This is a genomic window from Streptomyces sp. NBC_01166 (assembly GCF_045039765.1).
Lineage (GTDB): Bacteria > Actinomycetota > Actinomycetes > Streptomycetales > Streptomycetaceae > Streptomyces.
Genome location: NZ_CP108613.1, coordinates 8,132,705 through 8,152,584, shown reverse-complemented (window position 1 = coordinate 8,152,584; position 19,880 = coordinate 8,132,705). Strand labels below are relative to the sequence as shown.

Annotated in this window: 19 protein-coding genes and 1 pseudogene; 11 read left to right on the top strand and 9 right to left on the bottom strand. The window is 70.5% G+C overall.

Annotated features, from left to right (window positions below; translation table 11 throughout):
• The first annotated feature begins 305 nt into the window (after positions 1-305).
• From OG379_RS36855 to OG379_RS36840, 4 genes are all read left to right on the top strand, one after another.
• A complete protein-coding gene (locus OG379_RS36855; protein ID WP_362930293.1) occupies positions 306-1,667 on the top strand; it encodes an FAD-dependent oxidoreductase in 1,362 nt (453 codons plus the stop codon).
• 167 nt (positions 1,668-1,834) lie between these two features.
• The gene (locus tag OG379_RS36850) at positions 1,835-2,455 is read left to right on the top strand and encodes an L-threonylcarbamoyladenylate synthase (RefSeq protein ID WP_405667594.1); all 621 of its coding nucleotides are present in this window, start codon (positions 1,835-1,837) and stop codon (positions 2,453-2,455) included.
• Positions 2,456-2,567: 112 nt separating this feature from the next.
• Positions 2,568-2,759: a DUF6381 family protein gene (locus OG379_RS36845; protein WP_104791486.1), complete on the top strand. Its 192-nt coding sequence runs from the start codon at positions 2,568-2,570 to the stop codon at positions 2,757-2,759.
• A gap of 175 nt (positions 2,760-2,934) precedes the next feature.
• Entirely contained in the window at positions 2,935-3,324 is a 390-nt protein-coding gene (locus OG379_RS36840; protein WP_405668787.1) for a DUF2267 domain-containing protein, read from the top strand.
• A gap of 3 nt (positions 3,325-3,327) precedes the next feature.
• Here the strand turns inward: OG379_RS36840 and OG379_RS36835 are convergent, their stop codons facing one another.
• Positions 3,328-4,335, bottom strand: coding sequence for an MsnO8 family LLM class oxidoreductase (locus tag OG379_RS36835; protein WP_405667593.1), 1,008 nt, complete (start codon positions 4,333-4,335; stop codon positions 3,328-3,330).
• A 97-nt stretch (positions 4,336-4,432) separates the two neighbouring features.
• Positions 4,433-4,819 carry an ArsR/SmtB family transcription factor gene (locus tag OG379_RS36830; protein ID WP_393760357.1) on the bottom strand — a complete coding sequence of 129 codons (387 nt, stop codon included), beginning with the start codon at positions 4,817-4,819 and terminating at the stop codon, positions 4,433-4,435.
• A 96-nt stretch (positions 4,820-4,915) separates the two neighbouring features.
• Between OG379_RS36830 and OG379_RS36825 the strand changes: the two genes are divergently transcribed.
• Positions 4,916-6,943, top strand: a complete 2,028-nt coding sequence (locus tag OG379_RS36825) for a heavy metal translocating P-type ATPase (protein WP_405667592.1) — start codon at positions 4,916-4,918, stop codon at positions 6,941-6,943.
• 136 nt (positions 6,944-7,079) lie between these two features.
• A pseudogene (locus OG379_RS36820) lies at positions 7,080-7,769 on the top strand (amino acid permease); the annotation flags it as partial.
• Between the two features lie 8 nt (positions 7,770-7,777).
• Here the strand turns inward: OG379_RS36820 and OG379_RS36815 are convergent.
• The 3 genes from OG379_RS36815 to OG379_RS36805 form a co-directional block, all read right to left on the bottom strand.
• The gene (locus OG379_RS36815; RefSeq protein WP_405667591.1) at positions 7,778-7,969 is read right to left on the bottom strand and encodes a hypothetical protein; all 192 of its coding nucleotides are present in this window, start codon (positions 7,967-7,969) and stop codon (positions 7,778-7,780) included.
• 70 nt (positions 7,970-8,039) lie between these two features.
• A complete protein-coding gene (locus OG379_RS36810) occupies positions 8,040-8,927 on the bottom strand; it encodes an endo alpha-1,4 polygalactosaminidase (RefSeq protein WP_405667589.1) in 888 nt (295 codons plus the stop codon).
• A gap of 103 nt (positions 8,928-9,030) precedes the next feature.
• On the bottom strand, positions 9,031-9,438 hold the full coding sequence (locus OG379_RS36805; RefSeq protein WP_405667588.1) for a winged helix-turn-helix transcriptional regulator: 408 nt from the start codon (positions 9,436-9,438) through the stop codon (positions 9,031-9,033).
• Between the two features lie 98 nt (positions 9,439-9,536).
• On the opposite strand from OG379_RS36805, the gene OG379_RS36800 reads away from it, so the two are divergent.
• Complete coding sequence (locus tag OG379_RS36800; protein ID WP_405667587.1) at positions 9,537-10,406, top strand: alpha/beta fold hydrolase; 870 nt, start codon at positions 9,537-9,539, stop codon at positions 10,404-10,406.
• A gap of 21 nt (positions 10,407-10,427) precedes the next feature.
• On the opposite strand, the gene OG379_RS36795 is transcribed toward OG379_RS36800, so the two are convergent.
• The gene (locus OG379_RS36795) at positions 10,428-11,402 is read right to left on the bottom strand and encodes a YhfZ family protein (protein ID WP_405667586.1); all 975 of its coding nucleotides are present in this window, start codon (positions 11,400-11,402) and stop codon (positions 10,428-10,430) included.
• Positions 11,403-11,493: 91 nt separating this feature from the next.
• The gene (locus OG379_RS36790) at positions 11,494-12,342 is read right to left on the bottom strand and encodes a class I fructose-bisphosphate aldolase (RefSeq protein ID WP_393760373.1); all 849 of its coding nucleotides are present in this window, start codon (positions 12,340-12,342) and stop codon (positions 11,494-11,496) included.
• A gap of 159 nt (positions 12,343-12,501) precedes the next feature.
• Here OG379_RS36790 and OG379_RS36785 point away from each other — a divergent pair, with 159 nt between their 5' ends.
• The 4 genes from OG379_RS36785 (at position 12,502) to OG379_RS36770 (ending at position 17,830) form a co-directional block, all read left to right on the top strand.
• Entirely contained in the window at positions 12,502-13,899 is a 1,398-nt protein-coding gene (locus OG379_RS36785; protein WP_405667585.1) for an FAD-binding oxidoreductase, read from the top strand.
• Positions 13,900-13,930: 31 nt separating this feature from the next.
• Positions 13,931-15,313 (top strand): FGGY family carbohydrate kinase, encoded by a 1,383-nt coding sequence (locus OG379_RS36780; protein ID WP_405667584.1) that lies wholly within the window; start codon positions 13,931-13,933, stop codon positions 15,311-15,313.
• On the top strand, positions 15,310-16,314 hold the full coding sequence (locus OG379_RS36775) for a 1-phosphofructokinase family hexose kinase (protein ID WP_405667582.1): 1,005 nt from the start codon (positions 15,310-15,312) through the stop codon (positions 16,312-16,314). The genes OG379_RS36780 and OG379_RS36775 overlap by 4 nt, the downstream gene beginning before the upstream one ends.
• Positions 16,315-16,411: 97 nt before the next feature.
• Positions 16,412-17,830: a sugar porter family MFS transporter gene (locus OG379_RS36770; RefSeq protein ID WP_405667581.1), complete on the top strand. Its 1,419-nt coding sequence runs from the start codon at positions 16,412-16,414 to the stop codon at positions 17,828-17,830.
• A gap of 74 nt (positions 17,831-17,904) precedes the next feature.
• Here OG379_RS36770 and OG379_RS36765 read toward each other — a convergent pair whose 3' ends face one another.
• On the bottom strand, positions 17,905-18,585 hold the full coding sequence (locus OG379_RS36765) for a glycoside hydrolase family 11 protein (protein WP_393760435.1): 681 nt from the start codon (positions 18,583-18,585) through the stop codon (positions 17,905-17,907).
• Positions 18,586-18,893: 308 nt separating this feature from the next.
• Positions 18,894-19,847 carry an adenosine kinase gene (locus OG379_RS36760; RefSeq protein WP_405668784.1) on the bottom strand — a complete coding sequence of 318 codons (954 nt, stop codon included), beginning with the start codon at positions 19,845-19,847 and terminating at the stop codon, positions 18,894-18,896.
• Between the last annotated feature and the right edge of the window lie 33 nt (positions 19,848-19,880).

The window sequence follows — 19,880 nt, the reverse complement described above, 5'->3', positions numbered from 1 at the left end:
CGGAGTGCTGCGGTCGTGTGCCCATCATGGCTCCGCCCTGGACCGGCGGCGCGCAGGGACACCGGCGTACGGCCTGCCCGTCGGCTGCTGTCTCATTCTCTGGAACCCCGTGAGACGACGGAGGAGGAATCCGCTCACAGAATCCGGGCCTCTTGATGTTGATACGTCCCTTTATTTCCGAAATATGCACTCGCCCCGATCCAGGGGCTTCCGGAGGCAGGCCGTACCGTGGGGGCAGCGGAGTAAGCCAAGCCTTACCCCGCTGCACTCTGCCCGTGCTCGCCCGCCCTAAGGAACATCACTCCATGACACGCCCCGTCCGCGTCGCCATCGTCGGAGCCGGTCCTGCCGGAATCTACGCAGCGGACGCGCTTCTCAAGTCCGAGGCCGCCCAGGAGCCGGGCGTATCGATCGACCTGTTCGAGCGCATGCCCGCGCCCTTCGGCCTGATCCGGTACGGAGTGGCCCCGGACCACCCGCGGATCAAGGGCATCGTCAAGGCGCTGCACCAGGTCCTGGACAAGCCGCAGCTGCGGCTGTTCGGCAACGTCGACTACCCCAACGACATCGGCCTGGACGATCTGCGCTCCTTCTACGACGCCGTGATCTTCTCCACCGGCGCCGACGCCGACCGCGCCCTCGACATACCCGGGATCGAGCTCGAGGGTTCCTACGGTGCCGCCGACTTCGTCGCCTGGTACGACGGGCACCCCGAGGTCCCGCGCACCTGGCCGCTGGAGGCGGAGAAGGTCGCCGTGCTCGGTGTCGGCAACGTGGCCCTGGACGTCGCGCGCATCCTCGCGAAGACGGCGGACGAGCTGCTCCCGACCGAGATCCCCGCGAACGTCTACGACGGGCTCAAGGCGAACAAGGCGCTCGAGGTGCACGTCTTCGGACGGCGCGGGCCGGCCCAGGCGAAGTTCAGCCCGATGGAGCTGCGCGAGCTGGACCACTCGCCGAACATCGAGGTCATCGTCAACCCCGAGGACATCGACTACGACGAGGGTTCGATCGCCACCCGGCGGGAGAACAAGCAGGCCAACATGGTCGCCTCCACGCTGGAGAACTGGGCGATCCGGGACGTGGGCGACCGCCCCCACAAGCTGTTCCTGCACTTCTTCGAGTCCCCGGTCGAGGTCGTCGGCGAGGACGGCCGCGTCGTCGCGCTGCGCACCGAGCGCACGGAGCTCGACGGCACGGGCAACGTGAAGGGCACGGGCCGTCACACGGACTGGGACGTGCAGAGCGTCTACCGCGCGGTCGGCTACTACTCGGAGGAGCTCGCGAAGCTGCCCTTCGACGTGGTCTCCGGCACCGTCCCGCACGCGGCCGGACGCGTACTGGCGGGCGACGAGCCGATGCCCTCGGTGTACGTCACCGGGTGGATCAAGCGCGGTCCGATCGGCCTGATCGGGCACACCAAGGGCGACGCCAACGAGACCGTGGCCTGCCTGTTGGAGGACCACGCCGCCGGGCGGCTGCCCGTCCCCACGCAGCCGGGGCCCGACGCGATCGTCGACTTCCTGGAGCAGCGCGGTGTCCGGTACACCACCAAGGAGGGCTGGCACCGCCTGGACGCCCACGAGCAGGCGCTCGGCGCCGAACAGGGCCGTGAGCGCATCAAGGTCGTCGAGCGTGCGGCCATGCTGGACGCCTCCGGAGCCTGACAGCCGGCGAGCCGCCCCGCGCCCCTGGCACCCCTTCGAGGGGGCGCCGGGGGCGCGGCGCTGTCCGGGGACGGACAGCGGTCCGATCCGGGCGCGGATTCGCTCGACTCCTGCGCCCCGCACGCCGTAAGCGGAACGCGTCTGCCCCGAGGCCGTAGAATCGCCGGATGGCCAAGTACTTCGACGTGCACCCCGAGAACCCCCAGCGCCGCACCATCACCACCGTGGCCGAGAGCATCCGGTCCGGCGCCCTCGTCGCGTATCCGACCGATTCCTGTTACGCCCTGGGCTGCCAGTTGGGCAGCCGCGACGGGATCGACCGCATCCGGTCCATCCGGAACCTCGACGACCGTCATCACTTCACCCTGGTGTGCCAGAACTTCGCGCAGCTCGGCCAGTTCGTCCAGGTCGACAACGACGTGTTCCGCGCGATCAAGGCGGCGACGCCCGGGAGTTACACCTTCATCCTCCCCGCCACCAAAGAGGTGCCGCGGCAGTTGCTGCACCCCAAGAAGAAGACCGTCGGCGTCCGGATCCCGGATCACACGGTCACGCAGGCGCTTCTGGCCGAGCTCGGTGAGCCGCTGCTCTCCAGCACGCTGCTGCTGCCGGACGAGGAGGAGCCGCTGACGCAGGGATGGGAGATCAAGGAGCGCCTCGACCACGTCGTGGACATCGTGCTCGACTCCGGCGACTGCGGCACCGAGCCGACCACCGTCATCGACTTCTCGGGGGGCGAGCTGGAGATCGTACGCCGGGGAGCCGGGGACGTCTCCCGGTTCGAGTAGCGCACCGCACGCACGGTCACTCCGCGCTTCCGGCACCCCCGCTGAGATGCGCGCACCCCCGGGTGCCTGGTTCGGTGGAGGAGTCCGCTCCGCCCAGTGCCAGGGAGTGATCATGAGCGAGTCAGAGGACGTACGCGGCCGTCTCCAGCAGATGCGCGGCCGCGCCGAGGATCTCGAGAAGGCCGCCGAGCAGGCCACCGATCCCGCGGAGCGCCGGCGCCTCCAGGACGAGGCGCATCGGCTCGAATCACAGAGCGTGCAGGTCAGCGGCATGGCGAGCGGGGACATCTACCCCATGGAGTAGGCCGCTGTCGCGGCTCGCGCGGCTGCGGGTCCGGGCTCCGCTTGCCACCACCGGGATCACATGTTAATCCGGAATTGAGGTGACATGCGGTGGATACGCGGAGGGCGGGGCACGGGCTTCCCCTCCCCAGCCCCGCTCTCCGCCCGCGCTCCGCGAAGGGGAACCGGTGACGTACATGAAGTGGCAGCCGTTCCTGGAAGCCGTCCAGGAACGCGGCGATTACCCATCGGGCCTGGAGGCGGAGCGGGCGTCCCGCGTGGTGCTGGCCCTGCTGGGGGCGCATCTGGTCGGGGAGGAGCGCAACGAGCTGGCCGCCCGGCTGCCGGAGACGTTCGCGCTCATTCTCCTCAACCCGCTGCAGGCCGCCGAACCGCTCAGCTCCGAACGGTTCGTACGGGCGGTCTCCGCCTGGATCGAGGGCGCCAACGAGCAGACGGCGGCCTGGGACACGAGCGCCGTGCTCAGCGTGGTGGCCGATGCCGCCGGTGAGGAACTGCTCCAACGCGTACTGCTGCAACTCCCCCCGGGGTACGACCTCTTGTTCGGCCACCCCGTCGGCGGCTGACTCTTACCCCAGGCCCGCGATCCGTGCGAGCCGCCGCATCGAGTCCACCAGCGCCTCACGGTCGTACGTGCTCGTGGTGACCAGCACCTCGTCCGCACCGGTCTCCTTGATCACCAGCTCCAGCCCGGCGGCCACGGTCTCCTCGGTGCCCGCCAGGTGGCCGCGCAGTCCGTTCTCGAACAGGCCCCGCTCCTTCTCCGTCATGGCCAGCGCCTCGATCCGCTCGGCCGCCACCAGCGGCGGAAAGGAGCCGTGGGTGCGGGAGTACGCCATGGACCAGGCCTCGGGGACCAGCAACCGCCGCGCCTCCTCCTCGGTGCCGGCCACCGCGACGGTGCCCGCCACGATCACATAGGGCTCCCGGGCCCACGCCGAAGGGCGGAAACCGGTGCGGTAGCCCTCGACCGCCCTCACCAGCTTGTCGCGGCCGCGGAGGTCGCCGACGACGAGGGGCAGGCCGGCAGCCGCAGCGATGGCGGCGCCCTCACCGGTGGCCAGGACGTACGGGGGAATGCGCAGCCCTTCAGCGGGACGGGCGTGAACCTGGGGGTGGACCCGCTGACTGCCGTCCAGCCACCCGAGGAGCTCGTCCAGCTGCGCCGCGAAGGCGCCGGCGTCATCCTTGTCCCGGCCGAGCGCTCTGCGGATCCCGTCGGTGAAGCCGACGGAACGCCCGAGCCCCATGTCGATGCGGCCGGGGAAGAGCGAGGCGAGCACCCCGAACTGCTCGGCCACGACGAGGGGCTGATGGTTCGGGAGCATCACGCCACCGGTTCCCACCCTGATGGCCGAGGTCGCCGCGGCCACGGCGGCCGCCAGCACCGTCGGCGCCGAACCGGCCACGCCGGGCACGCTGTGGTGCTCGGACACCCAGAAGCGGTGGTAGCCGAGGGCCTCCGCGGTACCCGCCAGCGTGACGGTGTCCCGCAGCGCCTGCGCGGCATCGTGCCCCTCGCGGGTGCGGGAGCGGTCGAGGAAGGAGAACCGGGTCGATGCGATGGAAGAGCTCACGCATGGTTCAACGCCCTCGGCGCGCCGGGATTCCCACCACCGCACGGCCGGTACCGCGACGCGGCCGTACGCTCAGCACCGCGAAGACGTCGTGTGCTCAGCGGCGCGACGCCGCGGCGGCGATCTCGGCGGGCGCGTCACGGAGCCCGAGGCGCAGATGTTCCACGTGGTAGAGGGCCTGGTCGAGGAGTTCGGCGACGTGATGGTCGTACAGGGCGTACACGATGGAGCGCCCCTGGCGCTCCCCCGCGACGAGCCCGAGGTTCCGCAGGAGACGGAGCTGGTGGGAGCAGGCGGAAGGTTCCATCTCCACCGCTTCGGCCAGATCACCGACGGCGCAGGGGCCTTCCTGGAGGCGCGCCAGGATGCGCAGCCGGGAGGGAGTGGCCAGCGCCTGGAGGGTCGCGGCGACACCCGCCGCCCCTACGGCGTCCAGGCGCTCGCGGGTGGTGGCGGTCGTCTGCTCGTCGCGTCCGTGACCCATGCCGACCATTCTACGGATGACACATGAAGACCTGTTCATATATTCCTGTACGGTGAGGTCGTCGTCGTCCCGCCGCCCATGAGGGGTCGTTCCGTCATGCCCGCTGATGTCCTCCCGCGCCCCTCACGGGCCGCCGCCGCCCGCGCCGGCGTGGTCCCCCGGCGTCGCACACGCGTCCTCGCGCTGGCCGAGGCCCGCTGGGCGGGAGTGGCTCTTGTGCTCTTCCTGCTCGCACTCCCCCTGGAGCTCACCGGCGCCCCGGGCTGGACATGGGGCCCGCTGTACGCCCTGGTGTACGCCGCAGGCGGGTGGGAGCCGGCCCTGTCGGGACTGCGGGAGCTCCGCGAGAAGGTCCTGGACGTGGATTTGCTGATGATCGTGGCCGCGCTCGGAGCCGCCTCGATCGGACAGGTGATGGACGGGGCCCTGCTGATCGTCATCTTCGCGACCTCCGGGGCACTGGAGGCACTGGCCACCGCGCGCACCCAGGACGCGGTCCGCGGGCTCCTGGATCTGGCTCCGGCCACCGCCTCCCGCATCACCGCCGGGGGTGGCGAGGAGAGCGTCGCCACGGGGGAGCTCGTGGTGGGCGACGTCATCCGGATCCGGCCGGGGGAGCGCGTCGGTGCCGACGGGCGGGTCCTCGACGGGGCGAGCGAGGTCGACCAGGCCACCATCACCGGCGAGCCGCTGCCCACGGCGAAGGAGCCCGGGGACGAGGTGTTCGCCGGGACGCTCAACGGGACGGGCACGCTGAAGGTGGCGGTCGTCCGGGACGCCTCCGAATCGGTGATCGCCCGGATCGTGGCAATGACCGAGGAGGCGTCCCGGACGAAGGCCCCCACCCAGCTGTTCATCGAGAAGGTCGAGCAGCGCTACTCGCTCGGCATGGTGGCCGCCACCCTGGCCGTCTTCCTCGTACCGCTCGCCTTCGGTGACGACGTGACGGGCAGTCTGCTGCGCGCCATGACGTTCATGATCGTGGCCTCCCCCTGCGCCGTGGTCCTGGCGACCATGCCGCCCCTGCTCTCCGCCATGGCCAACGCGGGGCGCCACGGCGTCCTGGTCAAGTCCGCCGTCGTCATGGAACGCCTCGGACAGACCGACGCGGTGGCCCTGGACAAGACCGGCACCCTCACGGAGGGCACTCCGCGTGTCACCGGCGTCCACCCGCTGCCCGGGCCCGGGCTGACCGCGGACACACTGCTGACCCTGGCCGCCGCCGCCGAACATCCCAGCGAGCACCCGCTGGCCCGTGCCGTCGTGAACGCCGCCCAGGAGCGACGGCTTCCCCTGCCCGGCGCCGCGGACTTCACCTCGGCACCGGGAACCGGCGTCGCGGCCGATGTCGGCGGACACCGGATCGCGGTCGGCTCCCCCGCCCGTCTCCTGCGCGGCTCCGCTGCACCCGAGGCGGCCGGCGCCGCCGCGTCGGCCGCCGCCCTGGAGGAGACGGGATGCACCGCGGTGCTCGTCCTGCGTGACGGCCTGCCGGTCGGGGTGCTCGGGATCGCCGACCGCATCCGGAGCGACGCCTCCGCGACGGTCGCCGCTCTGGCCCGGCTGACCGACGGGTCCCCGGTGCTGCTGACCGGCGACCACCCGCGCTCCGCCGCACGGCTGGCCACCGAGGCCGGTATCACGGATGTCCGGGCGGGGCTCCTCCCCCAGGACAAGGCGGCGGCCGTCCGCGAGTTGGAGCGGTCCGGGCGCAAGGTGCTGGTCGTGGGTGACGGCGTCAACGACGCGCCCGCGCTGGCCGCCGCGCACGTCGGGATCGCGATGGGGCGCGCGGGCTCCGATCTCGCGCTGGAGACCGCGGACGCCGTCATCATCCGTGACGAACTGGCGACCGTGCCGACGGTGGTGGCCCTGTCCCGGGCGACCCGCCGACTGGTCGTGCAGAATCTCGTCGTCGCCGGTGTGTTCATCTCCGGCCTGGTCGTCTGGGATCTCGTCGGCCATCTGCCGCTCCCGCTGGGCGTCCTGGGGCACGAGGGCTCCACCGTCATCGTGGGCCTCAACGGCCTCCGACTGCTGCGCGAATCGGCCTGGCGCCGCGCCGCCGGTCACGGCGGCGCGGGTTCACCGCCGAAGTCCCGGCCGGCCGCCGCCATCGGGTGACGAGTCGTCAGCGGCGCGATGCCGCACCAAAGCCCGGCCGCACCACCCGACCCGCCGCCACCCAGGCACCTTATCGGACGTTAGGTCCTGTTTGCCGTTAAAGTTCCCTCGTATCTGCATCACATGAGGGGACAGGATGACCAGCTCCCGGACAGGGACCGACGTCCCCGAAGGCCCCACCACCGCGGTGAAGATGACGCTGCTCACGCTCACCACCATGGTGGTGGGCTCGATGGTGGGCGCCGGGGTGTTCTCCCTCCCGTCACGCTTCGCGCAGGAGACGGGTGTCGCCGGGGCGCTGATCGCCTGGGCGATCGCCGGCACGGGCATGCTGATGCTCGCGTTCGTCTTCCAGACCCTCGCCGTACGCCGACCCGATCTCGACGCCGGCGTCTACGCCTACGCCAAGGCGGGCTTCGGCGAGTACCTCGGCTTCTTCTCCGCCTTCGGCTACTGGGCCAGCGCCTGCGTCGGCAACGTGACGTACTGGGTGCTGATCACGTCGACGATCGGAGCCGTCTGGCCGGCCCTGGGCGACGGCGACACCGTACCGGCCGTCATCGTGTCCACGGCCGGCCTGTGGGCCTTCTACCTCCTCATCCGCCGGGGCGTGAAGGAGGCCGCGGCCATCAACAGGGTGGTGACCGTGGCCAAGGTGGTCCCGATCATCGTCTTCGTCATCCTCGCCCTCTTCTTCTTCGACGCGAGGGTCTTCGCCGACAACTTCGGCGGAGCGGACTACGCGGGCTCCCTGTTCAACCAGGTGCGCGGCACCATGCTGGCCACGGTGTTCGTCTTCCTCGGGGTGGAGGGCGCCAGCGTCTACCCGGGCCTTCAGCGCGTCTTGTCGAGGACGAACCGGTAGCGCACGTCGTTGCGGGCCAGACGGTCGAGACCGGTGTCGACCTCACATGCCGGCACGATCTCGGTCCGGGCGGAAATGCTGTTACGGGCGCAGAGATCGAGCATGTCGCGCGTTTCGCCGGTGCCGCCGCTGCCTGCGCCCCCGAGGTTCTTCGCGCCCATGATCAGGCTCCCGGTGGTGGGCGGCCCTGTCCCGAACCACCGTCAGGTCCATGGTGAGCGCGTCCGGAGCTCAGCAGGTCCGGTACACGTACCCCTTCTCGCCCGCGGGGAGCACATCGAGGTCCCGCAGGACGAGGGAGACCCTGTCGCCCCACGCCGAGCAGCTCTCGTCGAAGCTCACTTCGCCCTCGCCCTCGTACTCGATCGCGAAGACACGGTCGTCGTACGCGTCGGCGTAGGCACCGCATTCGTCGAACTGGGCGCATTCCTCCGTCACCGCGAAGTCGAAGCCGATCGTGGTGTGCCGGTCGAGCAGGTCGGTGGTGTTCTTCTGCCCGATCGCGAGGCCGGCGCTGTGCGCCCGCTCCGCCAGTACTTCGGCGAAGGCGGCGTTGTGATCCGCCGTCAGCTTCCCCTTCGAACGTTCGAAGGAGTCGAGGTTGTCCGGCTCCACCGCCTGGAAGCCGCTGTCCGCGCAGCCGTCGATCCATTCACCGACGATCCCGGCGAGCTCGGCCCGCCCGGCCTCCGTCGAGGTGTCCAGAAGCACTTCGTCCCAGCCCTCGTCGATGATCGGCTCTCCGTCGTCGTCACGCAGCAGCAGGTCGGGGTGGGTGTCCTGCCACCACTTCAGCGCGCCGGGCTGCGTCTGGAATGCGTTGACGTAGCAGACGTTGTACAGGCCCGGGGCCGGCTCGTCCTCACGGTCGCGCGATACGGCGCGCACCCCGTCGGGCGGCGTGTAGCCTCCGCCGATCTGGTAGTCGAACTCCATGCCGGCGGTCGGCAGGGTCACGTCGGCGGTCTTCGTCGGCTGCTCGGTTCCGTCACCGGCGGGTGAGCCGCTCGCGACGGAGCACCCCATCAGCACACATGCTGCGAGGGCGGAGGCAAGGCCCGCTGCCACACCGGAGGCGCGCTTGTGACGGAAGAGCGGGGGAAGGGTACGACCGGCCACACGTGTCTCCAGGTGTCGGGGGATCCGGAGGAGGATCTGTCCATCCTCTGTCACCGCTCCTTCCGGCCGCGCACCGGGCAGCGGTGACCGGGCCGGCCGTTCCTCAGGAATCGGCGGCACCCTCGTCCGCCAGCTGCTGGGCCCGGTCGATCTCGACCATGTGTTCCTCGGCCCACTGACGGACAGCGGCCAGCGGGATCTCCAGTGACAGTCCGAGATCGGTGAGGCCGTAGTACACGCGCGGGGGCACGCTCGACTCCACCCGCCGGCTGACGAGGCCGTCACGGCACAGGGCCTGCAGCGTGACGGAGAGCATCTTCTGCGAGACGCCGGCCATGCGCCGCTGCAACTCCGCGAAGCGAACCTCGTCAGGGGAGGCCTCCGCCAGCACCTTGACGGCCATCGAGGTCCACTTGCCGCCGATCCGGTCGAGGAGCCGCCGGGTCGGACACAGCGGGTCGAACAGATCGCCGCGGGCGCCTACGGGCGGACGCGTGGTTTGAGGGGTCACCTGGAGCTCACCACCTGGGATGAAAGTGCGGTCTTGGCGGCTCCAGAGTAGTTACCTATCGTTTTCTTGTCACCATTGGTAACCGAAAGAGAGCCACCGTGTCCGTAGCACCGAACCCCGCGCAGCCCAGCCAGGTGCCGGGAACCGAACTCCGTCGCGTCTCCGTCAACGGCGTGGAACTCAATGTGGCGACCGCCGGCACGGGGCCCGCCGTCCTGCTGCTCCACGGGTTTCCCCATACGTGGCGGCTGTGGACCGACGTGATGGGCGGCCTGGCCGGACAGCACCGGGTGATCGCCCCCGACCTCCGGGGCCTCGGCGCGAGTTCGCGCGCCGCGGACGGTTACGACGCCGAGACGCTCGCCGGGGACTTCCTGGCGCTCCTGGACGCGTGCGGCGAGAGGTCCGCGGCCGTGATCGGTATCGACGCCGGCACCCCGCCCGCCTTTCTGATGGCCATGCGCAGCCCCGAGCGCGTCAGGCGGCTGGTACTCATGGAGTCACTGCTGGGCCCGCTCCCCGGCGCGGAAGGGTTCCTGGCGGGAGGTGCGCCGTGGTGGTTCGGCTTCCACTCGGTCCCGGGCCTCGCGGAGACCGTGCTGCCGGGAAACGAGGCGGCCTACGTCGACTGGTTCCTCGACCAGGGCACCCTGGGGGGAGGGATCGCCCCGGAGATCCGGGACGCCTTCGTCAGCGCGTACACCGGCCCCGAGGCCCTGCGGTGCGCGTTCGCCTACTACCGCGCCATGCCCACGAGCGGCGGGCAGATCCGGAGAGCCGTGGAGGCCGGCCGGCTGTCGGTGCCCACGATGGCCGTCGGCGCCCGGCCGGTGGGGCGTTCGCTGGAACAGCAGTTGCGCCCGGTCGCCGACGATCTCACCGGTCACGTCGTCGAGGACTGCGGTCACATGATTCCGCTGCACCGGCCCCAGGCACTCCTTGATCTGGTGCGCCCGTTCCTCGCCTGAGAGCGCCGGGGCCGGCGTCGTTCACACCCGGAGCCGCAGGGGTTCGTCCCCGCCGGGGAGTGCCGTCCGGGACGTGACGGACGATGCGGCCAGCAGGTCGCCGCCGTCGCCCGTGGCGCGGGAGAGCAGGACGCCAGGGATGTTGTCCTGGGTCGCCACCAGGACCGCGGCGGAGATGGCCCGGGCGAGTTCCACCGCGTCCGGGCGGGTGAGGGGGGTGGTGGTCAGACCGGCCGCGTCGAGCGGGATCAGCGAGTCGACCGTGTGCCAGATGCCCGCGTCGATCTCGCCGAGCAGGACCGCCCGTGGCACGGACGTGAAGTCGGTCGGCACGTAGCGTCCCACGCCTTCGGGGAACTCGGCATGGGTGAGCCGCTGGTGGTCGTCGGAGTCCAGGTCGATGCCGATCCGTGGCTCCGCCCCATTCGCACCGTGCCGCTGCCCGCCTGCACGGGTGACGACGACGAGGCTTCCCGGCGCGTAGTACGTACCGCTCCCCAGGGTGAGCGTGCGATGTCCGGCCGGGCCTCCGGCGAGCAGGTCTCCGGCGGCTCCGGCGGACATGAGGGCGATGTCCGCCCGGCGGGCCTCGATCGCCTGCAACCTGGCCTCGGCTCCGCGCAGGTGACCGGCCGTCGTGTACGCCCCCACCGGCGCGAAGCGTTCCGCCACCGCCGTGGCGACGCGCATCGACTCCGGCGGGGCGTTCGGTGGAAGCAGCAGGTGTACGGGGCTGAGCCGGGCCGCCGACCACAGCAGGGCCGCGTCCAGTTCGGTGATGTAGGTGCCTTGGTGTCCTCGGGCGACCAGGGACATCGCACCCTCGTTACGCAGGTCCTTCAGCGCCTTCTGGACCGTGCCGGAGCCGACCCCCAGCGACTCCTGGTAGTGGACGGTGGTCGGCAGGCGTCCACCGATCCCCGCACGGAGCACATCCCGGGCGATGACCTCCCTGGGGGTGGTACCTACGGGGGTGGTGGAACTCGAGGCTGCCATGGTCACGCGGTGCTTTCGGACTCCGTTGCGGACATGCGGACTTGCGGACATGCCGTGGCGCGGCTGAACGCCCCGGCGGGCTGATGCGTGTTCAGGCCAGGAGCGCCTTGGCACGGTCGACCGGGTCACCATCATGGACGACCGCGTGCAGGGCCGACAACACGCGCTCCGGCCGCTCGGCCCGGAAGACGCGCCGTCCGAACATGACGCCACCCCCTCCCGCGGTGACGGCGTCGTGCGCCAGCTCGAGCGTGTCGAGCGGGTCGTCGCCCCCCTTGCCGCCCGCGAGGAGGATCGGCACGTAGCAGCTCTCGGTGACCTCGGCGAAGGCCTCCGGCGAGCCGGGCCACAGCGCCTTGACGAGGTCGGCACCGATGTCGGCGGAGATCCGGCAGTACATGCTCATGACCTCGGCGCTGAGCGCGTCCGGGTCGACGCCCTCCAGCGCGGAGCGCGGCTCGATGATCAGGCCGAGGCCGAGGCGCTCGCAGTCACGGGCGATGCGGGCGTTGCGCTCCACCTCGGCGCGCTCGAGCCGGGTGTCGCGCTGCCCCAGGTAGAGGTAGGTCATGACGGCGTCGACGCCGGCGGCCGCCACCGCCTCGAGGTCGGCGAGCTGGGCGAGTACGCCCTCTCCGCGGCCGTCGGCGCCGGGCGTATAGATGCCACGGGCGTGGTTCTTCCAGTCCAGATGGAGGATCAGCCCCGGCTTGTCGCGCCCGGTGAACGTGTCCTCCAGTAGCGGGACCATTCCGGGCGTCACCATGACGCCGTCGGCCGTCATCAGCTTGCTGAAGACGGACCGGATCTCCGCCGTGCTGCGCAGTCCGGCGGGCGGGCCGCTCGTCACCCCGTGCGAGGCGGCGACCACGACGGCCCGTCCGCTGGCGGGCCTGACCAGCCGCCCGAGGCGGATCTTCTTACCGGTTCGCGCGTCCATGAAATCGCTCCAATATGCAGCTTGCAGAGAATTGCATTGTGACCCTAGGATCCCACCACAGCGGCTGTCAATCGAGCCGCCCCGGCGGGCCGGCTCCGGCCCACGTCCACTCGGCGCACGCCCCCGCCTCCCCCGGAATCAGCAATTTCTGGAGCACCCATGACAGACCTCCCCGCCGCACTGACCGCCCTGGCACACGAGCTCGGGCCGGATGCCGTCCACACCGACGAGGCGTCCCTCACTGCCTCCAGCCATGACTCCTGGCCGCTCTCCACCAAGCTCGACATGCTCGGCCGCCACACCCATCGCGCCGACGCCGTGGTCACGGCCCGGTCGGAGGCGGGGATACGCGCGGTGCTGGCCGTGGCGGCGGACCACGACGTCCCCGTCACCGTCCGCGCCCTCGCCTCCTCCGTGACCGGCCAGCCCCTTCCCGTGCGCGGCGGCATCGTCCTGGACGTCTCCGCGCTGCCGGCCACGTACGCCGTGAACACCGAGGACCTCACGGTCGAGGCGTCCGCCGGCTACAACGGCGGGCAACTGGAGGCCGAACTCCAGGAGCGGGGCTGGACACTCGGCCACTCGCCGCAGTCCCTGCACCGTTCCAGCGTCGGCGGCTGGCTCGCCACCCTCGCCACCGGCCAGTTCTCCTCGTACTACGGAGGGATCGAGGACCTCGTCGTCGGCTACACCGTGATCCTCGCGACCGGTGAGACGCTGCGGCTGTCGGCGTCGCCCCGCGCCGCGATGGGGCCGGACCTGCGCCGGCTCTTCCTCGGATCGGAGGGCACGCTCGGCGTCATCACGTCCGTCACGCTCAAGATCTTCCCCGTTCCGCCCGTCCGCCTCCTGGAGACCTACCGGCTGCCGTCGGTGGAAGCGGGTGTGGCCGTGATGCGGGCACAGGCGGCGGCCGGGCTGCGCCCGTTCGTACTGCGGCTGTACGACACGGCCGAGGCGCGCCACGCACTCCAGGACGACACGGTCGAAAGCCCCGTGATGTTCGCGGGCACCCAGGGGCTCGAAGCGGTCGCCCGCGCGGAGTTCGAGGCACTCGGCTCCATCGTGGCCGAGCACGGCGGAACCGCCACCGGCCCCGGCGGTACGGAGAAGTGGATGGCCAGGCGCTTCGACTTCTCCGGTGTGGAGAATCTGCTCGCCGAGGACGGCGGATACGCGGAGACGGTGGAGGTGGCTCACAACTGGAGCGGCATCCTCCCCCTGTACCACGCGCTCACCGAGGCGCTCGCACCTCTGGCGGACGAGGTCCTCGCCCACTTCTCGCACGTCTACACCCAAGGCACTTCTCTCTATCTGATCCTGCGCGGCAAGGCCCCGAGCGACGAGGAGGCCGTACGCCGGCTCGAGCAGGTGTGGTCCACCGCCATGCGCGTGGGCCTCGAACACGGGGCCGAGCTCTCCCATCACCACGGCGGCGGCCTCGCCAGGTCCCCGTACACCAGGCGTTCCCTCGGCTCCTCCCACCTGCTGCTGCGCCGCCTGAAGAGCGCCCTCGACCCGAACGGTGTGCTCAACCCCGGCAAGCTCGGCCTCTGATCCCACCCGCTCCGAGGAAAGGCCCCGACCCATGTGGTTTCTCGGCATCGACATCGGCACCACCCATATCAAGGTGGCGGGTGTCGACGAGGACGGCACACCGCTTCCCGCCGGCCGCATCCGCACGCCCACGCTCGAAGCCGGCAAGCTCGTGTTCCACGACGCCGAAGCCGTCTGGCGCGCCGTGTCGGAGCTCATCGCCGAGTACGCGCGGACGACGGCCGCCCCGCACGGACCGCTCGGAGGGGCCGCCGTGGCGTCCTTCGGCCAGGAGGAGTCCGTCGCCGTGGACAGCACGGGGCGGATGCTCTACCCGTCGCTGGCGTGGTGGGAGCGGCGCCCGGTGCGGGCCCTGGACGCGGAGACGGTCCGGTGGCTCGACTCCTTCGAGCAGTTCCAGGTCTCCGGGCTGCGGCACCGGCTCGACCAGACTCCGGAGCGCACGGCCCATCTGCGCGTACACGAGCCGGAGGTATGGCGGGCGACGGCTCGCTGGGTGGACTTCTGCACGTTCGTCACCCACCGGATGACGGGCGAATGGGCCTGCGCGGCCAGCCAGATCACTCACAGCCAGTGCTTCGAGCTGGCCACCCTGGCCCCGTACGCGCCGACGATGGAGAGGCTGGGCCTCACCCCCGGGCATTTCGCGCCCCCGCTGCCCACCGGGGCGGTCGCCGGGGACATCCTGGCCGGGTCCCTCCCCGGGGTTGCCCTCGCCCCCGGCGCCCGAATCGTCATCGGTGGCCACGACCAGGTCGTGGCCGCCCGTCAGGTGCACGCCATGAGCGGGGCCGAGGTCTTCGACTCGATCGGCACCTCCGAGTACCTCATGGTCGGCACCGACACGTTCGCCCCGCGGGCACGCTCATACGAACTCGGCCTCGACCACGAGCGCGCGTGGCACGACGAGGGCTTCCTGCTCGGCTGTCCCATCCCCTCGGGCAAGGTCGTCCAACTGCTCGCCGAACTGTTCCACGGCGGGGACTTCGACGCCTTGTTCGCCGATCTCGCCGCCACCCGGTCCGGCAGCCTCCCGTCACTGCACGTCACGGTCGGCCCCACCGGAGAGGCGGCGCAGAGCGCCGAGGGGCTGCTGACCCTGGCAGGTCTGCCGGCCGGGGCGGGTCCGGCGGCGGTCGTGCGCGGCACGCTCGATCACCTCGCCGACCTCGCGCGCACCACCATCGGCGAGATGTGTCAACTGGCCGGAAGGCAGCCGGGTCAGGTCGCGTTGATGGGCTCCCTCTTCAGGCGGCCCGAGATGGCGGCGCACCGGCGTGAGCGCTGGGAGCTTCCACTGCACATCAGTCCGCTGGCCGAGCCCGTCGCCTCCGGCGCGGCTGCCATCGCCCGGGACGCCCTGACACGGTCCGGCGGTCCGCACCCCGGCCACGACGGCAAGGAGACATCGTGAACATCGCCATCACGTCGCTCAACAGTGCGGTCGAAAGGCTCCTTGCCGTGGAGGCCAACCGGCCAGGCTCGGTCCACCGCCTCACCCGCAGCGAGACACTCGCCGGCGGAAAGGGCGTCAACGTGGCCCGGGTCCTCGCCCAACTGGCGGCCGGTGGACACGGGACGTCCACGCCGGTGCCCGCTCCCCGGCTCCTCGACTTCTCGGGCGGCCCCACCGGACGGCTCTTCGAGGATCTGCTCGGGGCGGAGGGGCTGGACTCCGCCCTGGTCCCGACCGCCGGGGGCACCCGGGTCTGCGAGGTGCTCGTCGATCTGTCGGACCCTGCTGGGGCGACCGTCTACAACGCGAGCGGCCCACAGGTCACGGAGCCCGAACTCGACGCGCTGGAGAGCACGTTCGGGCACGTCCTGGAGAACAGCGATGCGCTCGTCTGTACGGGCAGCATCCCGCCCGGTGTCCCCTCCGACCAGTACGCACGCTGGATCACCCAGGCGCGCGACAGGGGGGTCCTGTCGGTGCTGGACGCGCACGGCGAGGTGCTCGCCCGGGGCGCGGCGGCCCTGCCGGACGTCGTCAAGGTCAACCGGGAGGAACTCCTGTCCCTGGGGCCCGGCGATCCTGGGGCCAGGGCCCTGGAATGGCTGGACTCGGGCATCCGCTGCGTCATCGTCACGGACGGCGGCGGTCCCGCCCGCGCGTACACCGCCGGCGTGGCGTACGAGGTGCGAGCGCCCGAGGTCCCGGTGCGCAGCGCCGTCGGATCCGGAGACGCCTTCTGCGCGGGGCTCGTACGGAGCCTGCTCGGCGCCCCGGAGGCCGGCTGGGCGGCCCATCTCCGTCTCGCGGCCGCGTGCGGGGCGTCCAACGCGGCGGGCGTCACAGCCGGTCTGACCGAGACCCACTCCCCCGCCGCCCTCCTGTCCCGGGTGACCGTGAGCGAATCCGCGCTCCGGCCCGCCCGGCGCTCGGACACCCGGACCGACGGCACACGGGGCTGATCCGACATCCGACGGGGCTCCGCGGCGCGGAGCTCCGCGGAACACCGGGAACCGGACCGGGACAACGCCGTCCCGGCCACTCACCACGGAGGTTCTGATGGAAAGCACGACCCGGCCCTCCGCCGGTCACATGCGTAGCGTCATCGTCATCACCTGCGTCACCGCCGTCGGCGGCTTCCTCTTCGGTTTCGACAACGGAGCGATATCCGGGACGGCCGGTTTCATCCAGGACCGTTTCGCCCTGAGCGCCGGCGGCCTCGGGTGGGTGACGTCGAGCATCATCGTGGGCTGCATCATCGGGGTGGTCGTCGCGGGCCGTCTCAGCGATGCCGTCGGCCGTAAGAAGGTCATGCTGGGGACCGCGGTCGTCTTCCTCGTGGGGGCGCTCGGTGAAGGGCTCGCGCCCAACGCGGAACTGCTCGTGGCCGCCCGCATCCTCGTCGGCATCGGCATCGGTACGGAGACCACGATCGCACCGCTGTACATCGCCGAGGTGGCACCCGCGCACCTCCGGGGACGGCTCGTCTCCTTCAACCAGCTCTTCAACACCGTCGGGAACCTCGTGGTGTTCTCGGCGAGCGCACTCATCGCACGTGCCTCCACCGAGGCCTGGAACATCGAGCACGGCTGGCGCTACGTGTTCGTCATCGGCATCGTCCCGGCCGTGGTCTTCTTCGCTCTGCTCTTCCTCGTCCCCGAGAGCCCGCGCTGGCTGATACGCCAGGGACGCAGGGCCGAGGGCCTGGACGTCCTGCTGAGGATCACTCCCACGAGGGGGTCCGCGGAAGCGGAACTCTCGGGAATCGAGGCCTCGATGGCCGTCGAGGGCGGGAGGGCCGGTGTCAGGGACGTACTCGCGCCCCGTTTCCGCAAGACGCTCGTCATCGGCTTCGGGGTGGCGCTCTTCCAGCAGATCACCGGAATCAACGCGATCTTCTACTACGCCCCCGAAGTGTTCAAATCGGCGGGTCTGGGGACGAACGACGCGATGTCGAGCACCGTCCTGATCGGCGTGACGCTCGTGGCCGCCACACTCGTGTCGATGTGGCTCATCGACCGGGTCGGCCGCCGCACGCTTCTTCTGACCGGCGCCGCCGCCATGACCGTGCTGCTGGCCTGCATAGGCTTGGTGTTCCGCAGCCCGCACCCGAACGCGCCTCTGCTGCTGACGCTGATCCTCGGTTATGTGGCCTTCTTCGCGGTCTCCTTCGGCACGATCACGTATGTGATCATCTCCGAGATCTTTCCGACTCATATCCGCGGAGTGGCCGCTTCCATCGCCACCTTCGCCCTCTGGGGCGGGAATTACCTCGTCTCCCAGTTCTTCCCGATGCTCGTCGAGGGTATCGGCTCCTCCAGCACCTTCTTCATATTCTCCGGCGTCTCCCTGCTGGCCCTGCTCTTCACTCTCGCCCTCGTGCCGGAGACGAAGAACAGGAGCCTGGAGGAGATCGAGAGGGAGCTCTACGGGAACCGCCGCCCGTCGGACACCGGCCGCAAGGTGGCGCCCGTCTGACAGCGTCCGAAAAGCACCCGGCCGGGCATGGTGACCGAGAGGCTCCGTGCCCGGCCGGGGGTGGCTCAGGGGGCTCAGCTCACCGAGATATTGGAGCTCCCGCTGCTCTGATAGCCCTCAGTCGCCATGATCATGTAGTAGTTGAAGCTGCCCAGTGGCATCCCGTACCGGGCCCAGGCGTCGAAGTGGTTGCCGGCGGTGATGCTCCCGCCCGTCCTCTTCGACTGGCGGACGCTCCAGTACTGGTTGAAGGTCTTCGTGCCTTCGACGGAGGGGGCGTTGACGCGGGTCGTCTGGTAGACGTCGTACGTACCGCCGTCGCTGGTGACCGTGCCCTTGTACGTGCCCGTCGGGCGGTAGGTGCCCCAGTTGTCGACGATGTAGTACTCCACGAGGGGATTCGCCGTCCACCCGTAGAGAGTCAGGTAGGCGTTGCCGGACGGATTGAAGCTGCCGGAGTAGTTCACGGTCCGGCGTGCGCCGTTGGCCCAGCCCTTGCCGGCGACGAAGTTGCCGCAGTTGGTCCACGAGGTGCCGTAGCTGCCGCCGGACGCGAGGTTCATGGAGACGGAACCGCCGCCGTCGGTCCAGAACGAGTAGTAGTAGCCGTTGTTGGTGCCCGTCTGGTTCGTGGTGATGACCGTGTCGGCGCGAGCGGTGCCAGGCAGCATCAGTCCGGACGTTGCCAGCGCCAGGGCGCCGGCCCGGCCGATGAAGCCTCTGCGGCTCACGGGCCGGGTGGGGGTGTTGTCCATGTTCATGCTTCCTCCTTGTGACGGCTTGCTGGGAGCCAGGCGGCGCGTGGGGGCCCGACGGCCCTGCGGGGAGGCCCGGGAGACCGGGTCGTGCGCACGGCCCGGGACCGCCGGGGCTTGTGGCCTGGCGATGCCGACAGTGTTGAGCGGTACCCGTCAAGAGTCAACAGTTTCCGCACGAATCACGAAACTCTCGATCGGGTCCAGCGTTCCGGTCATGCAGATAACAGCAGTTCAATCCCCTATTTGATGACACCGACCCAGAGAAAGCCTTCGGAAGCCTTGATTCCTGAAGCAGAACCACAACGCTAATTTTCGAAAGTTTCGAAACACTTTCGGTTACCTGCCGCACTGTCCCTCTCCACCTCGGCAACCCTGGCGAGAAGCTCCCCCAGGCCGATGGCATCGGTGCGCGTCGAGGGGACGGTGCAGGCGTACGCGCCGGCCACCGTCCCGTACAGGGCGCAGCGCCGGGGGTGTTCACCGTTCAGCAGGCCGAGGAGGAACCCTGAGGCGAAGGCGTCACCGGCGCCGTTGGAATCCACCACCGGAGCGGGCGGAGTGACGGCGGGGGTGTGCGTCACCTCGCCGTCGTACAGCAGGTACGACCCGTCGGCGCCCGCGGTCGCGACCACGGTCCGGGCCCTTCCACGGTCGGCGATGTCACGCATGGTGCGCTCCGGGTCGGTCAGAGCGGTGGTGGACAGGAACACGTGGTCCGCCTGGAGGGCGAACGGCTCGTGGTAGGTGTCGACGCCGTCCCAGTTGTGCAGATCGGTGGAGACGGTCACGCCGGCCTCACGGAGCACCGGCAGCGTGAAGGCGCACGGATGCGTGATGACGACGTGGGCGTGGCGGGCCGCGGCGACGAGTGCGCGGACCGTCGCCTCCTCGAACCGGTCCGATTCCTGCGAGCGGGCGGCGTCGTACAGGGAGAGCCGACGCCCGTCCGGGCCGACGAGGTTGACGGCGCGTTTGGTGCCGCCCGGCAGGGATGCCTCGGTGAGCGGGATTCCCCGGTCGCGGTGGAGGGCGCGGACCAGGTCCCCTTCGTGGTCGTCGCCGATCACGTCGAGGTGGTGGGTACGCAGACCGAGGGCGTGCAGACCGAGGGCGACGAAGTCCCCGCTCTGTCCCGCGCGGGTCTCGATGCCCGGCCGGATCATGTAACTGTCCGCGAAGGGGAGCGGGAGTTCGGGGACGTGGACGATGGTGTCCACACCCGCGCCGCCCAGGACGAGAACGTCGGTCTGCTTGTGCATGAAGGTGGTCGTGCCGCTCGCTTCAGGGGATTC